We start from the raw sequence: 13,075 nt of genomic DNA, 5'->3' as shown, positions 1-13,075 counted from the left end.
GATCAGTGACCCATGCCCAATCCGCCGTCAACGGGGATGACGGCTCCAGTGATGTACGACGCGTCGTCAGAAGCGAGGAAGCGCACCGCGGCCGCGATCTCGGCGGGCTGCGCGTAGCGGCCGAGCGGCACCTGGGACACGATGCCCTTGCGCTGCTCCTCGGTGAGCACCTGGGTCATGTCGGTGTCGACGAACCCGGGCGCGACGACGTTGAACGTGATGTTCCGCGAGCCGAGCTCACGGGCCAGCGACCGGGCGAAGCCGACCAGGCCCGCCTTGGACGCCGCGTAGTTGGCCTGCCCGGCCGAGCCGAGGAGGCCGACGACGGAGGAGATCAGGACGACACGGCCCTTCTTGGCGCGCAGCATCGCGCGGTTGGCGCGCTTGACGACGCGGAAGGTGCCGGTGAGGTTGGTGTCGAGCACGGACGTGAAGTCGTCCTCGGACATCCGCATCAGCAACTGGTCCTTGGTGATACCGGCGTTGGCGACCAGCACCTCCACGGGTCCGTGCTTCTCCTCGATCTCCTTGTAGGCCTGCTCCACCTGCTCGGTGTCGGTGATGTCGCACCGGACCGCGAGAACGCCCGCTTCGGTGAGCGCCGCAGGCGGCTCCCCCGAGCGGTAGGTGACGGCGACCTTGTCACCGTTGTCGGCGAAGACGCGGGCGATGGCGAGGCCGATGCCCCGGTTTCCTCCGGTGACGAGAACCGAGCGGCTCAACGGATCACCCTTTCCTTGGCGGTCTGGTACATCGAAAACCTATCGGTACCACCCCGCTTCCAGGGAATCGGCCTCCGACAGTGGCTCCCGCACGGCACTGTCGGGTTCCTACAGTCGGCACCAACTGGACGTCACGGTCAATTGGGCACGGTCGCATCACGGCAGGGGAAGTATGTTCGACATCGCGCCGCGTCACGGGTGGGCAGTCGGTATCCGGCGACCGCTTGCGCCCCGACATGGAACCAGTTGCTCCCCCGGCGTCTCCGCATCACCCGCACACACGATCCGGGGAGCTCCGTCCACCTCTGTGACGTCCGCCCGGTCCCCTCGCGATGGTGGTACTCGGCACGCAGTCGTGCGGAAACATGTAGCCGCCCGGAGACGTCCCGTTGCATGGTTCACTCCGAGGTACTCAGAGAGAAGGGGAGCTCTTCGTGGCCCACGAGGTAGATCAGTCGTTCCTGGCCCTGCCGCTCCGCGCCCTCGCCGACGCGGCGCTCGCCCGCGCCCGGGCGCTCGGCGCCGTGCACGCGGACTTCCGGTTCGAGCGGGTACGCGGCGCCTCCTGGCGGCTGCGGGACGCACGGCCCTCCGGGACGTCGGACACCACCGACACCGGGTACGCCGTCCGGGTGGTGCACGGCGGGGCCTGGGGGTTCGCGTCCGGGGTGGACCTGACGATGGACGCGGCGGCGAAGGTGGCCTCGCAAGCCGTAGCCATGGCGAAGCTGTCCGCGAAGGTGATCGCGGCGGCCGGGTCCGACGAGAGGGTCGAGCTGGCGGACGAGCCGGTGCACGGCGAGCGGACCTGGGTTTCGGCGTACGAGGTCGACCCCTTCTCCGTGCCGGACGCGGAGAAGGCCGGGCTGCTCGCCGAGTGGAGCTCGCGGCTGCTGGCGGCCGACGGGGTCGCGCACGTGGACGCCTCGCTGATGACCGTCCACGAGAACAAGTTCTACGCGGACACCGCCGGCACCGTCACCACCCAGCAGCGGGTGCGGGTGCATCCGCAGCTGACCGCGGTGGCCGTGGACGGTACGACCGGCGAGTTCGACTCGATGCGGACGATCGCCCCGCCGGTGGGCCGGGGCTGGGAGTACCTGACGGGCACCGGCTGGGACTGGGACGCCGAGCTGGAGCGCATCCCGGGGTTGCTGGCCGAGAAGATGCGCGCGCCGAGCGTCGAGGCCGGGACGTACGACCTGGTCGTCGACCCGTCGAACCTCTGGCTGACGATCCACGAGTCGATCGGCCACGCGACCGAGCTGGACCGGGCGCTGGGCTACGAGGCGGCTTACGCGGGGACGTCGTTCGCCACGTTCGACCAGCTCGGCAAGCTGACATACGGCTCCCCCGCGATGAACGTGACCGGTGACCGCACCGCCGAGCACGGGCTCGCGACCATCGGGTACGACGACGAGGGTGTCGAGGCGCAGTCCTGGGACCTGGTCAAGAGCGGCACGCTGGTGGGCTACCAGACGGACCGGCGGATCGCGAAGCTGACCGGTCTGGGCCGTTCCAACGGGTGCGCGTACGCCGACTCACCGGCGCACGTGCCCGTGCAGCGCATGGCGAACGTGTCGCTGCGGCCGGATCCGGGCGGGCTCTCCACGGAGGACCTGATCGGCGGCGTTGAGCGCGGGATCTACGTGGTCGGCGACCGGTCGTGGTCGATCGACATGCAGAGGTACAACTTCCAGTTCACCGGGCAGCGGTTCTTCAGGATCGAGAACGGCAGACTGGCGGGCCAGCTCCGTGACGTGGCGTACCAGGCGACGACCACGGACTTCTGGGGCTCAATGGAGAAGGTCGGCGGCCCGCAGACCTACGTCCTGGGCGGCGCGTTCAACTGCGGCAAGGCCCAGCCGGGTCAGGTCGCGGCAGTCTCGCACGGCTGCCCGTCCGCCCTCTTCCGAGGCGTGAACATCCTCAACACGACGCAGGAGGGCGGGCGATGAGCCGCGTCAGCAAGCCGTACGAGATCGTCGAGCGCGCACTGGAGCTGTCCACCGCCGACGGCTGCGTGGTCGTCGCGGACGAGAGTTCATCCGCCAATCTGCGCTGGGCCGGCAACGCGCTCACCACGAACGGGGTGACGCGGGGACGGACCCTGACCGTGATCGCGACGGTGGACGGCGCAGAGGGGACGGCCTCCGGTGTGGTGTCACGCTCCGCCGTCACCGCCGACGACCTGGAACCGCTCGTGCGGGCGGCGGAGGCCGCCGCCCGCGGTGCGGGGCCGGCCGAGGACGCGCAGCCGCTGGTCTCCGGGGTGCCGGTCTCCGCCGACTTCACGGAACCCCCGGCCGAGACCGGCTCCGACGTCTTCGCCGGCTTCGCCCCGGCACTCGGCGACGCCTTCGCGCGGGCCCGCTCGGGCGGCCGCGAACTGTACGGCTTCGCCCACCACCAGATGGACTCGACGTACCTGGGCACGTCGACGGGGCTGCGGCTGCGCCACGACCAGCCGAACGGGACGCTGGAGCTGAACGCCAAGTCCCCGGACCGGACGCGCTCCGCCTGGGCGGGCAGGGCCACCCGCGACTTCAAGGACGTCGACCCGGCGGCCCTGGACGCGGAGCTCGCGCAGCGCCTCGGCTGGGCGGAGCGCAGGATCGAGCTGCCGGCCGGGCGCTACGAGACGCTGCTGCCGCCGACGGCTGTGGCCGACCTGCTGATCTACCAGTACTGGTCGGCGGGTGCGCGCGACGCGGCGGAGGGCCGGACGGTCTTCTCCAGGCCGGGCGGCGGCACGCGGATCGGGGAGACGCTCTCGCAGCTCCCGCTGACCCTGCGCAGCGATCCGCACGCCCCGGGGCTGGAGTCGGCCCCGTTCGTGATCGCGCACGCTTCGGGGGACGGTGCCTCGGTCTTCGACAACGGGCTGCCGCTGGCACCGACGGACTGGATCAAGGACGGCAGGCTGGAGCGGCTGACCACGACCCGTCACTCCGCCGGGCTGACGGGTCTGCCGGTCGCCCCGTCCATGGACAACCTCGTGCTGGACGGCGGCGGTGCGCAGTCGCTGGAGGAGATGGTGGCGGCGACGACCGGCCGGGCCCTGCTGCTGACCTGCCTCTGGTACATCCGGGAGGTCGATCCCGCGACACTGCTGCTGACCGGGCTGACCCGCGACGGGGTCTACCTGGTGGAGGACGGCGAGGTCGTCGGCGAGGTGAACAACTTCCGGTTCAACGAGTCGCCGGTCGGGCTGCTGTCCCGGGCGTCGGAGGCGGGCCGTACGGAGAGGACGCTGCCGCGTGAGTGGGGCGACTACTTCACCAGGGCCGCGATGCCCGCGCTGCGCATCCCCGACTTCCACATGAGCTCGGTCAGCCGGGGCGTATGACCCCCATAGACTGACCGGACAACCGATCGAAACCAGTCGAAGCCTCAGAGGAGAGAAACGACCGTGACGGACATCGTCGACGAGCTGAAGTGGCGCGGGCTGTTCGCCCAGTCCACTGACGAGGACGCACTGCGCAAGGCTCTCGCGGACGGCCCGGTCACCTTCTATTGCGGGTTCGACCCGACCGCGGCGAGTCTGCACGTCGGCCACCTGGTGCAGGTGCTCACCATGCGCCGGCTCCAGCTCGCCGGGCTGAAGCCGCTCGCCCTCGTCGGCGGGGCCACCGGTCAGATCGGTGACCCGCGGCCGACCGCGGAGCGCACGCTGAACGACCCGGAGACCATCGCCGCGTGGGTCCAGCGCCTGCGCGGGCAGATCGAGCCCTTCCTCACCTTCGAGGGCCCGAACGCCGCCACGATGGTCAACAACCTGGACTGGACCGCGGGGCTGTCCGCGATCGAGTTCCTCCGGGACATCGGCAAGCACTTCCGGGTGAACAAGATGCTCACCAAGGACTCGGTGGCCCGCCGGCTGGAGTCCCAGGAGGGCATCAGCTACACGGAGTTCAGCTACCAGCTCCTCCAGGGCATGGACTTCCTGGAGCTCTACCGGCGCTACGGCTGCACCCTTCAGCAGGGCGGCAGCGACCAGTGGGGCAACCTCACCGCGGGGATCGACCTGATCCACCGCATGGAACCGGATGCCCAGGTGCACGCGCTGGCGACGCCGCTGATGGTGAAGGCGGACGGCACCAAGTTCGGCAAGTCCGAGAGCGGTGCGGTCTGGCTCGACCCGGAGATGACGACGCCGTACGCGTTCTACCAGTTCTGGCTGAACGTGGACGACCGGGACATCTCGACGTACATGCGCATCCTCAGCTTCAAGAGCCGCGAGGAGCTCGAGGAGCTGGAGAAGCTCACCGAGGAGCGCCCGCAGGCGCGTTCGGCGCAGCGCTCGCTCGCCGAGGAGCTGACGACGCTGGTCCACGGCGGCGCGCAGTGCGCGGCGGTCATCGCGGCCTCCAAGGCGCTCTTCGGCCAGGGCGAGCTCGGGGAGCTGGACGAGGCGACGCTGAGCGCCGCCCTCTCCGAGGTGCCGCACGCCCGGGTCACCGAGCTGGGCCCGGTGGTGGACCTCCTGGTCGAGGTCGGGCTGTCGGCGAGCAAGTCGGCCGCCCGTCGCACGGTCAAGGAGGGCGGGGCCTACGTGAACAACACGAAGGTCACGGACGGCGAGAGCGCTCCGGCGCCCGAGGACCTGCTGCACGGTCGCTGGCTGGTCCTGCGCCGGGGCAAGAAGAACCTGGCCGCCGTCGAGGTCACCGCCGGCTGACGCCGACGGGCACAGCGCAGCACCNNCAGCACCGATCAGCTGCAGCAGATGGCGGATCCAGTCGATGCCATCGGTCTCGTTGACGCCGATCCAGGTCGCGACGGCGTTGCCGAGGATGCTTCCGAGGATGCCGAACACCACCGTCAGCCACAGTGGGATGTTCTGCTTGCCCGGCAGGATCGCACGGGCGATGACACCCAGCACCAAGCCCACGATGATTGCCCACAACCAACTCATGTCGCCTCCTCGTGCGGCGCGGTCTGCGCATGTCCGCCCAGTCTCGGCCTGCCGGTCGTACGCCGCATGCCGGACAGGGCCGTACGTGGAACCGAGGTCCGGACCGTGCGAACGGGCTCGCCCCGGTCTCGAATGCGGCGGAAGCCGGGCGTACCGTAGTGAGCCGGCGCCGTCCGGAGATGTCCGGCACAGAGATCTGGTGGTGGAGCGACTATGCGGAAGCAGAGCGGCACGGAGGTCTTCCGGATCACGGGCGCCCGGCAGGGTCTTGCCGACGACGTGCGCGGCAGGCAGCGGCGCTACATCATCTCGATGTCCGTGCGCACCGTCTCCGTGGTGCTGGCCACGACCCTGTGGAACGTCGAGAGGCATGTGGCCGTCGTGGCGCTGGCACTGGGCGTTCTGCTCCCCTATGTCGCGGTGGTCATCGCCAACGCGGGCCGGGAGAACGCCCCTTCGCTCCCCTCGACGTTCGTGCCCGCGCCCGTGCTGCCGGCTCTCGGCGCTGCCCCCGGGGGCGGCGCCGCTGAGCCTGCCGAGGAGCCGGGGAAGAGCTCAGATCAATCGTGACGTTACGGTGCACCGGACCCCGGCGCCCGTGACATACTTCATGTGCGCTCCGCATCCCCCGTCGGAGTGATGGACCGACGCCGGGCAGCTCCCCCCGTGGCTGCTCGGCGTCGCCGTTCTCCGGCGGGGGTGCGTCGCAGGGGCCCGGGAAGGAATCGGTCTCAGGCGGCAGCGCTTAGGGTTGGCACCGTGAACTTCCCCGCCACCTCCGCCGAGAGCGCCACCGGCACACCGGTCTGTTCCGCCAAGGGCTGCCGCGCCGATGCCCTATGGGTTCTTGCCTGGAACAACCCGAAGCTGCACACCCCGGAGCGCCGCAAGACCTGGCTGGCCTGCGACGAGCACCGGGAGCATCTCTCCTCGTTCCTCGGTGTGCGCGGCTTCCTCAAGGACGTCGTGACACTGGCGGAGTGGGAGTCCTCAGCCGCCGATCGCTGACATGGGCCGGTCGGGCTGCAGGAAGGTGGGGTCGTCGAGTCCGGAGCCGGCCTTCTTGCCCCACATCGCGAGCTTCCAGATCCTGGCGATCTCCTCGTCCGGCGCGTCGGAGCGCAGGGCGCCGCGCAGATCGGTCTCCTCGCGGGCGAAGAGACAGGTGCGGACCTGCCCGTCGGCGGTGAGCCGGGTGCGGTCGCAGGCCCGGCAGAAGGGCCTGGTCACTGAGGCGATGACGCCGACACGATGCGGGCCGCCGTCGACGGTCCAGCGCTCGGCGGGGGCTGACCCGCGCTCCTCGTCGCCCTCCTCGGTGAGCGTGAAGCGTGTGCGCAGCGAGGCGAGGATGTCACCTGCGGTGATCATGCCGTCCCGCTTCCAGCCGTGCTGGGCGTCGAGCGGCATCTGCTCGATGAAGCGCAGCTCGTAGGCGTTCTCCACGGCCCAGGCGAGCAGCTCGGGGGCCTCGTCATCGTTGAGCCCGGGCATGAGCACGGAGTTGACCTTGACCGGGGTGAGGCCTGCTTCGCGGGCGGCCTGGAGTCCTTCCAGGACGTCCTTGTGCCGGTCGCGGCGGGTGAGTGTCTTGAAGACATCGGGGCGCAGGGTGTCGAGGGAGACGTTCACCCGGTCCAGGCCCGCCGCCTTCAGGGCGGCCGCGGTGCGCTTCAGTCCGATGCCGTTGGTGGTGAGCGACATCCTGGGGCGGGGCTCCAGGGCGGCGCACCGCTCGATGATGGAGACGAGGCCGGGGCGCAGCAGCGGCTCGCCGCCGGTGAAGCGGACCTCCGTGATGCCGAGGTCGGTGACCGCCACGCGGATGAGCCGGACGATCTCGTCGTCGCTGAGAAGGTCGGACTTGGACAGCCACTGCAGGCCCTCTTCGGGCATGCAGTAGGTGCAGCGGAGATTGCACTTGTCGGTCAGTGAAACACGCAGGTCGGTGGCGACCCGGCCATAGGTGTCGATGAGCACTGTGGGCCCCCTCCCCCGGTGGTGTCCGCGGTTGCGGTCTGACTCCTCCGAGACTACGCGAGACCTGTGACATCGCGGGGGCCCGGTTGCCACGAGGGGCGACGGGGCCCCGTCGTAGGTCTCTACGACGGGGCCCCGTGGAGGCGCGGCAGGTGCGGCGGGCGGTCAGTGGGCTCCGGTGCCGGTGAGGGACTTGACCTCGAGTTCGGCGTACTTGCCCTTGTCCGGCTCCTCCTTGGAGATGACCGAGCCGACCCAGCCGAGCAGGAAGCCCAGCGGGATGGAGATGAGGCCGGGGTTCTCCAGGGGGAACCAGGCGAAGTCCACGGCCGGGAACATCGAGCTGGCCTTGCCGGAGACGACCGGGGAGAACAGCACGAGGATGACGGACGAGGCGAGACCACCGTAGATGGACCAGAGTGCGCCCTGGGTGGTGAAGCGCTTCCAGAAGAGGCTGTAGAGGATCGTCGGCAGGTTGGCCGAGGCGGCGACCGCGAAGGCCAGGGCCACGAGCCCCGCCACGTTCAGGTCGCGGGCCATCGCGCCGAGTGCGATGGAGACGACGCCGATCGCGACGGTGGCCCAGCGGGCCGCGCTCATCTCCTCCTTCTCGGTGGCCTTCCCCTTGCGGATGACGTTGGCGTAGATGTCATGGGCGAAGGAGGACGAGGAGGCGAGCGTGAGGCCCGCGACGACGGCGAGGATCGTGGCGAAGGCGACGGCGGAGATGACGGCGAGCATGATGGCGCCGCCGGTGGTTCCCACCCCGCCGAGGTACTCGGCCAGCTGGGGTGCCGCGGCGTTGCCCGCCGGGTTCTTCGCCTTGATCTCCTCGGGCCCGATGAGCGCCGCGGCGCCGAAGCCGAGGGCGATCGTCATCAGGTAGAAGGCGCCGATGATGCCGATGGCCCAGTTCACGGACTTACGGGCGGCCTTGGCCGTCGGCACGGTGTAGAAGCGGATCAGGATGTGCGGCAGGCCCGCGGTGCCGAGCACCAGCGCGATACCGAGCGAGATGAAGTCCAGCTTCGAGACGTCGGTGGCGCCGTACTTGAGGCCGGGCTCCAGGAACGCCGCGCCGTGACCGCTCTTCTCCGCGGCGGTGCCGAGCAGGTCGGAGACGTTGAAGTCGAACTTCCACAGCACCATCAAGGTCATGAGGAGCGCGCCGGCGATGAGCAGCACGGCCTTGACCATCTGCACCCAGGTGGTGCCCTTCATACCGCCGATGGTGACGTAGACGATCATCAGCACGCCGACCAGCGCGACGATGAGGATCTTGCCCGCGTCGCTGGTGATGCCGAGCAGCAGCGAGACGAGGACGCCGGCGCCCGCCATCTGGGCCAGCAGGTAGAAGATCGACACGACGATGGTGGAGACGCCCGCGGCGGTGCGCACCGGCCGCTGGCGCATCCGGTAGGCGAGGACGTCGCCCATGGTGTAGCGGCCCGAGTTGCGCAGCGGTTCGGCCACGAGGAGCAGGGCGACGAGCCAGGCGACGAGGAAGCCGATGGAGTAGAGGAAGCCGTCGTAGCCGAAGAGCGCGATGGCGCCGGCGATGCCGAGGAAGGACGCCGCCGACATGTAGTCGCCGGAGACGGCGAGGCCGTTCTGGAAGGCGGTGAACTGCCGCCCGCCGGCGTAGAAGTCCGACGCGCTCTTGGTCTGCCGGCCGGCCCAGACGGTGATGGCCAGGGTCGCCGCGACGAAGATCGCGAAAAGGGTGATGATCAGCGGCCGGTGCTCGGTCGTCGACGACGCGGCGAGCTGGCTCACGGCCTGTGATGCGTACGCGGCGCTCATGCGTCGGCCTCCAGACGGGACTTGATGGCCGCCGCCTGCGGGTCGAGCTTGTTCGTGGCGTGGCGCGAGTAGAACCAGGCGATGAGGAACGTGGTGGCGAACTGGGCGAGGCCGAACACGAAGGCGACGTTGAAGTTCGCGAAGACGATCTTGCTCATGAAGCCGCCGGCGTAGCTGGACAGCAGTACGTACAGCAGGTACCAGGCAATGAATCCGACGGTCAGCGGAAAGGCGAAGGAGCGGTGGGAGCGGCGCAGTTCGGTGAACTCCGCACTGTTCTGCGCCTCGAGCCACGCCTCGGTCGTGGGCTGGACGGGGCTGCCGTCCTCAGGGCTCTGGGGCGGCGGTGCTTCGGTGGCCACGGACTCTCCTCGCGACGCGGGTGCGGTGGTGGGAACGGTGGATTTCACGGGGAGTCCTCTGCGTTGTCGGGTAGCTGGGGCTGGATGCACGACTCCCTGTGCAACGGCACGGAGAGCGTGGCGAAGCGGTTCACCGCAGGTTCGTTCTTGTGCCGCCGACTCGCGTGGACGCGACTCCCGCAGGTCACACCTCGAACTCACTTGCCCGTATTCGTTGTCGTGCCGGGAAGATCAGCGATAACTTCACTCGTCATGTACCGGACCGGACACACCGGTGTCCGGCCATACCGGCACGGATGATGTGGAGAACCCATGGCTCATCTGGTATCCAGACGGACTCGCGTACTCACGCTGCCCGTCGGACTCGCGCTCACGGCCTCGCTCGGCTTCCTCCCGACGGGGACCGCGGCCGCGGCACCCGCGGACGAGCCGGCGGCGGTCGCGGCGGACGGCCCCCAGCTGTCGTACGTCGTGAACACGCGAGCGGGTCACGGCACCGTCAAGCAGGTGCGGAAGGCGATAGCCGCGGCAGGCGGCACCGTCGTGACCTCGTACGACAAGATCGGCGTCATCGTCGTCCACTCGCAGAACCCGGACTTCGGCGCGACGATCCGCAAGGCCAAGGGCGTTCAGTCGGCGGGTGCCACGCGCACCAGCCCGATCGTTCCGCAGGCGACGAAGGACATCGGGGTCGAGCAGCCCCTCACCGCCGCGCAGGCGCGGGCGGCGTCCGAGGACGCGGTGGCGGGCCAGGACCCGCTGGAGCCCCTGCAGTGGGACCTTCCGGCCATCAAGGCGGACAAGGCACACCAGAAGTCGCTCGGCAGCAGCAAGGTCACGGTCGCCGTCATCGACACGGGTGTGGACGACACGCACCCGGACCTGGCTCCGAACTTCGACCGCGAGTCCTCGGTGAACTGTGTGTCCGGCGCCCCGGACACCACGGACGGCGCCTGGCGGCCCGCGGCCGGTGAGAGCGACCACGGCACGCACGTCGCGGGCACCATAGCCGCGGCGAAGAACGGCACCGGGGTCACCGGCGTCGCGCCCGGTGTGAAGGTCTCCGGCATCAAGGTGTCCACGCCCGCCGGCTTCTTCTACACCGAGGCCGTCGTCTGCGGCTTCGTCTGGGCCGCCGAGCACGGCATCGACGTGACCAACAACAGCTACTACACCGACCCGTGGCTGTTCAACTGCAAGAACGACCCGGACCAGGGCGCCCTGGTCGAGGCCGTCACCCGCGCCAGCCGTTACGCGGAGGGCAAGGGTGTCGTCAACGTCGCGGCGGCCGGCAACTCCGACCACGACCTGGCCCTCGACGCCATCGAGGACACCACGAGTCCCAACGACACGACGCCGGTCACCCGCACGGTCGACCCGAGCGCCTGCCCGGACATCCCGACCATGGTGCCGGGCGTCGTGACGGTCTCGGCGACCGGTGCGAAGAACCTCAAGGCCTCGTACTCGAACTACGGTCTCGGGGTCGTCGACGTGGCCGCCCCGGGCGGTGACTCGACGCGCTACCAGGCGCCCGAGGCCCCGGCCACCAGCGGCCTGATCCTGTCGACGCTGCCCGGCGGCGGCTTCGGCTACAAGGGCGGTACGTCGATGGCGTCCCCGCACGTCGCGGGCGTCGCGGCCCTGATCAAGTCGACCCACCCGCACGCCTCGGCGGCCGCGGTGAAGGCCCTGCTGACGCACCAGGCCGACGCCACCGCGTGCGGCGCGCCGTACGACATCGACGGTGACGGCACCGTCGACGCCGTCTGCGAGGGCGGCAAGGAGTACAACGGCTTCTACGGAGCCGGTGTCGTGGACGCGCTGGACGCGGTCCGCAGGTAAGGCATGAGGGAGGGGCCGGGGACAGCTGTCCCCGGCCCCTCCCGCGTACCGCCGCGGCTACGGCTCTCGGCTACGGCTACGGCTTCGGCTCGATGAGTAGCCGGGAAACTCGTGACCGCTCCTCCCTCGGAGCCTGAACGGCCTGGCGGGCCCCCACCCGGGCTGGATCACTGTGGCGCGCATGCGTGGGGGTCCTCGTTCGTCTCAGATTCTGATACGCCGCTCACGGTGCGCCCCGGGGGCGGCGCCGGCGGAAGCCGCCGGCCCACCGAGCGCGCCCCGGGTGAGCAGATACTGCGCCGCGATGTAGGTGAGCATGATCCAGAAGTTGTGGGCGGGCAGCTGCGGCCAGTCCGCCATGCCCGTGGCGATCAGCGCGTCGGAGAGCAGGAAGAGCGCGCCCCCCAGCGCGGCGTGGCGTCCGAGGGTGCCCGCCCGCCAGGCCATGGCCGTGAGCAGCACGCTGTAACCGGTCAGCGGGATGCGCAGTCCTTCCGGCAGCCCGGGCCACAGGAGCACGACGAAGGTGACGAGCACGGCGGCGTAGACGAGGCCGCTGACCGGTCGCACCGCGGCCCGGCCGAAAAGCAGCAGGTAGCAGACATGACCCGCGGCGAAGAAGCCCATCCCGGCGAGGAAGGCGGGCTCGGCGTCGGGCATCAGCAGCACGTCCCCCGCCCAGCCGCACAGCAGCGCGGCAAGCAGCAGCCGGGGGCCGCCGCGGGCGGCGGCGTAGGCGACGAGCAGGAGCATCAGCAGCGGCTTGGTCGCCACGTGCACGGCGTGGACCCCGGCGAGCAGCCCCGTCAGATGGACGGCGGCGACGGCCAGGAAGGTGACGAGCAGCGGGCGTACGAGCCGGGGCGCACCGGCTCGGGGCGTCATACGGCGCGCTCCGTGGAGACGCCCGGCTGCGCGGCGGCGGGAGCGGGGACGTGCACGGCGGTCCCGGTGCGCGACGGCTGCCAGCCCGGCCCCCGGAAGACCCGGCCCGCGCGCTCGCCCCAGGTGGTGGCCGCCCGTACGTCGCGGGCGATGGCGGCGTACTCGTGGGTGGCGACGCGCAGCGGGTTGTGGGTGGCGATGTTCTTGGTGAGGCCGAAGACGGGCCGCTCGGTCTCGACGGTGAAGGAGCCGAAGAGCCGGTCCCACACGATCAGGATGCCGCCGAAGTTCCGGTCGAGGTAACCCCCCTGGGAGGCGTGGTGCACCCGGTGGTGGGAGGGGGTGTTGAGGACGTACTCGAAGGGCCGGGGCAGCTTGTCGATGCGTTCGGTGTGCACCCAGAACTGGTAGACGAGGTTCACCGAGGAGCAGAAGGCGAGTGCGGCCGGGTGGACTCCGCAGGCGATGAGCGGGACGTAGAACGGCCAGACGGTCAGGGAGGTCCAGGGCTGGCGCAGCGCCGTCGTCAGGTTGAACTTCCTGCTGGAGTGGTGGACCACGTG

At 70.1% G+C, this 13,075-nt stretch carries 13 protein-coding genes; 6 read left to right on the top strand and 7 right to left on the bottom strand.

The features are described 5' to 3' along the window. Positions 1-2: 2 nt before the first annotated feature. A complete protein-coding gene (fabG, locus tag BFF76_RS19740; RefSeq protein ID WP_031099914.1) occupies positions 3-722 on the bottom strand; it encodes a 3-oxoacyl-[acyl-carrier-protein] reductase in 720 nt (239 codons plus the stop codon). Between the two features lie 434 nt (positions 723-1,156). On the opposite strand from fabG, the gene BFF76_RS19735 reads away from it, so the two are divergent. The 3 genes from BFF76_RS19735 (at position 1,157) to tyrS (ending at position 5,403) form a co-directional block, all read left to right on the top strand. Beyond that, the gene (locus tag BFF76_RS19735) at positions 1,157-2,680 is read left to right on the top strand and encodes a TldD/PmbA family protein (RefSeq protein WP_031099913.1); all 1,524 of its coding nucleotides are present in this window, start codon (positions 1,157-1,159) and stop codon (positions 2,678-2,680) included. After that, a complete protein-coding gene (locus BFF76_RS19730) occupies positions 2,677-4,071 on the top strand; it encodes a metallopeptidase TldD-related protein (protein WP_065848728.1) in 1,395 nt (464 codons plus the stop codon). Before BFF76_RS19735 ends, BFF76_RS19730 begins: the two co-directional genes overlap by 4 nt. A gap of 63 nt (positions 4,072-4,134) precedes the next feature. Further along, positions 4,135-5,403, top strand: a complete 1,269-nt coding sequence (gene tyrS / locus BFF76_RS19725; protein WP_031099907.1) for a tyrosine--tRNA ligase — start codon at positions 4,135-4,137, stop codon at positions 5,401-5,403. A gap of 26 nt (positions 5,404-5,429) precedes the next feature. Here tyrS and BFF76_RS33930 read toward each other — a convergent pair. After that, positions 5,430-5,640, bottom strand: a 211-nt coding sequence (locus tag BFF76_RS33930; protein WP_141695629.1) for a GlsB/YeaQ/YmgE family stress response membrane protein, incomplete at its 3' end; no start/stop codon positions are given. Between the two features lie 213 nt (positions 5,641-5,853). Between BFF76_RS33930 and BFF76_RS19720 the strand changes: the two genes are divergently transcribed. Both BFF76_RS19720 and BFF76_RS19715 read left to right on the top strand, forming a co-directional pair. Further along, complete coding sequence (locus tag BFF76_RS19720) at positions 5,854-6,210, top strand: DUF3099 domain-containing protein (RefSeq protein WP_031099903.1); 357 nt, start codon at positions 5,854-5,856, stop codon at positions 6,208-6,210. Positions 6,211-6,399: 189 nt separating this feature from the next. Continuing rightward, positions 6,400-6,648, top strand: coding sequence for a hypothetical protein (locus BFF76_RS19715; RefSeq protein WP_031099901.1), 249 nt, complete (start codon positions 6,400-6,402; stop codon positions 6,646-6,648). Here the strand turns inward: BFF76_RS19715 and moaA are convergent. The 3 genes from moaA to BFF76_RS19700 all read right to left on the bottom strand — a co-directional run bounded on the left by moaA (position 6,631) and on the right by BFF76_RS19700 (position 9,785). Continuing rightward, entirely contained in the window at positions 6,631-7,620 is a 990-nt protein-coding gene (moaA, locus tag BFF76_RS19710) for a GTP 3',8-cyclase MoaA (RefSeq protein WP_053929803.1), read from the bottom strand. The genes BFF76_RS19715 and moaA overlap by 18 nt on opposite strands. A gap of 165 nt (positions 7,621-7,785) precedes the next feature. Further along, positions 7,786-9,423, bottom strand: a complete 1,638-nt coding sequence (locus BFF76_RS19705) for a solute symporter family protein (RefSeq protein WP_031099895.1) — start codon at positions 9,421-9,423, stop codon at positions 7,786-7,788. After that, positions 9,420-9,785, bottom strand: a complete 366-nt coding sequence (locus BFF76_RS19700; protein ID WP_031099893.1) for a DUF485 domain-containing protein — start codon at positions 9,783-9,785, stop codon at positions 9,420-9,422. The genes BFF76_RS19705 and BFF76_RS19700 overlap by 4 nt, the downstream gene beginning before the upstream one ends. 312 nt (positions 9,786-10,097) lie before the next feature. On the opposite strand from BFF76_RS19700, the gene BFF76_RS19695 reads away from it, so the two are divergent. Then, positions 10,098-11,627 carry a S8 family peptidase gene (locus BFF76_RS19695; protein ID WP_053929804.1) on the top strand — a complete coding sequence of 510 codons (1,530 nt, stop codon included), beginning with the start codon at positions 10,098-10,100 and terminating at the stop codon, positions 11,625-11,627. A 204-nt stretch (positions 11,628-11,831) separates the two neighbouring features. Here BFF76_RS19695 and BFF76_RS19690 read toward each other — a convergent pair whose 3' ends face one another. Beyond that, positions 11,832-12,512: a lysoplasmalogenase gene (locus BFF76_RS19690; protein WP_065848727.1), complete on the bottom strand. Its 681-nt coding sequence runs from the start codon at positions 12,510-12,512 to the stop codon at positions 11,832-11,834. Further along, on the bottom strand, positions 12,509-13,075 hold a 567-nt coding region (locus BFF76_RS19685), incomplete at its 5' end, for a sterol desaturase family protein (protein WP_141695628.1). The genes BFF76_RS19690 and BFF76_RS19685, both read right to left, overlap by 4 nt.

Origin of the sequence: Streptomyces mutomycini (genome assembly GCF_001700505.1) — a bacterium.
GTDB classification, from domain to species: Bacteria; Actinomycetota; Actinomycetes; order Streptomycetales; family Streptomycetaceae; genus Streptomyces; species Streptomyces mutomycini.
The sequence above is the reverse complement of the archived record's forward strand: the minus strand, read 5'-3'. Positions and strand labels throughout refer to the sequence as shown.

Bases quoted from the DNA above. Each gene is read 5' to 3' on its own strand.
- BFF76_RS19720 (WP_031099903.1), top strand. From the start codon at position 5,854: ATGCGGAAGCAGAGCGGCACGGAGGTCTTCCGGATCACGGGCGCCCGG.
- BFF76_RS19690 (WP_065848727.1), bottom strand. From the start codon at position 12,512: ATGACGCCCCGAGCCGGTGCGCCCCGGCTCGTACGCCCGCTGCTCGTC.
- BFF76_RS19695 (WP_053929804.1), top strand. From the start codon at position 10,098: ATGGCTCATCTGGTATCCAGACGGACTCGCGTACTCACGCTGCCCGTC.
- BFF76_RS19730 (WP_065848728.1), top strand. From the start codon at position 2,677: ATGAGCCGCGTCAGCAAGCCGTACGAGATCGTCGAGCGCGCACTGGAG.
- BFF76_RS19705 (WP_031099895.1), bottom strand. From the start codon at position 9,423: ATGAGCGCCGCGTACGCATCACAGGCCGTGAGCCAGCTCGCCGCGTCG.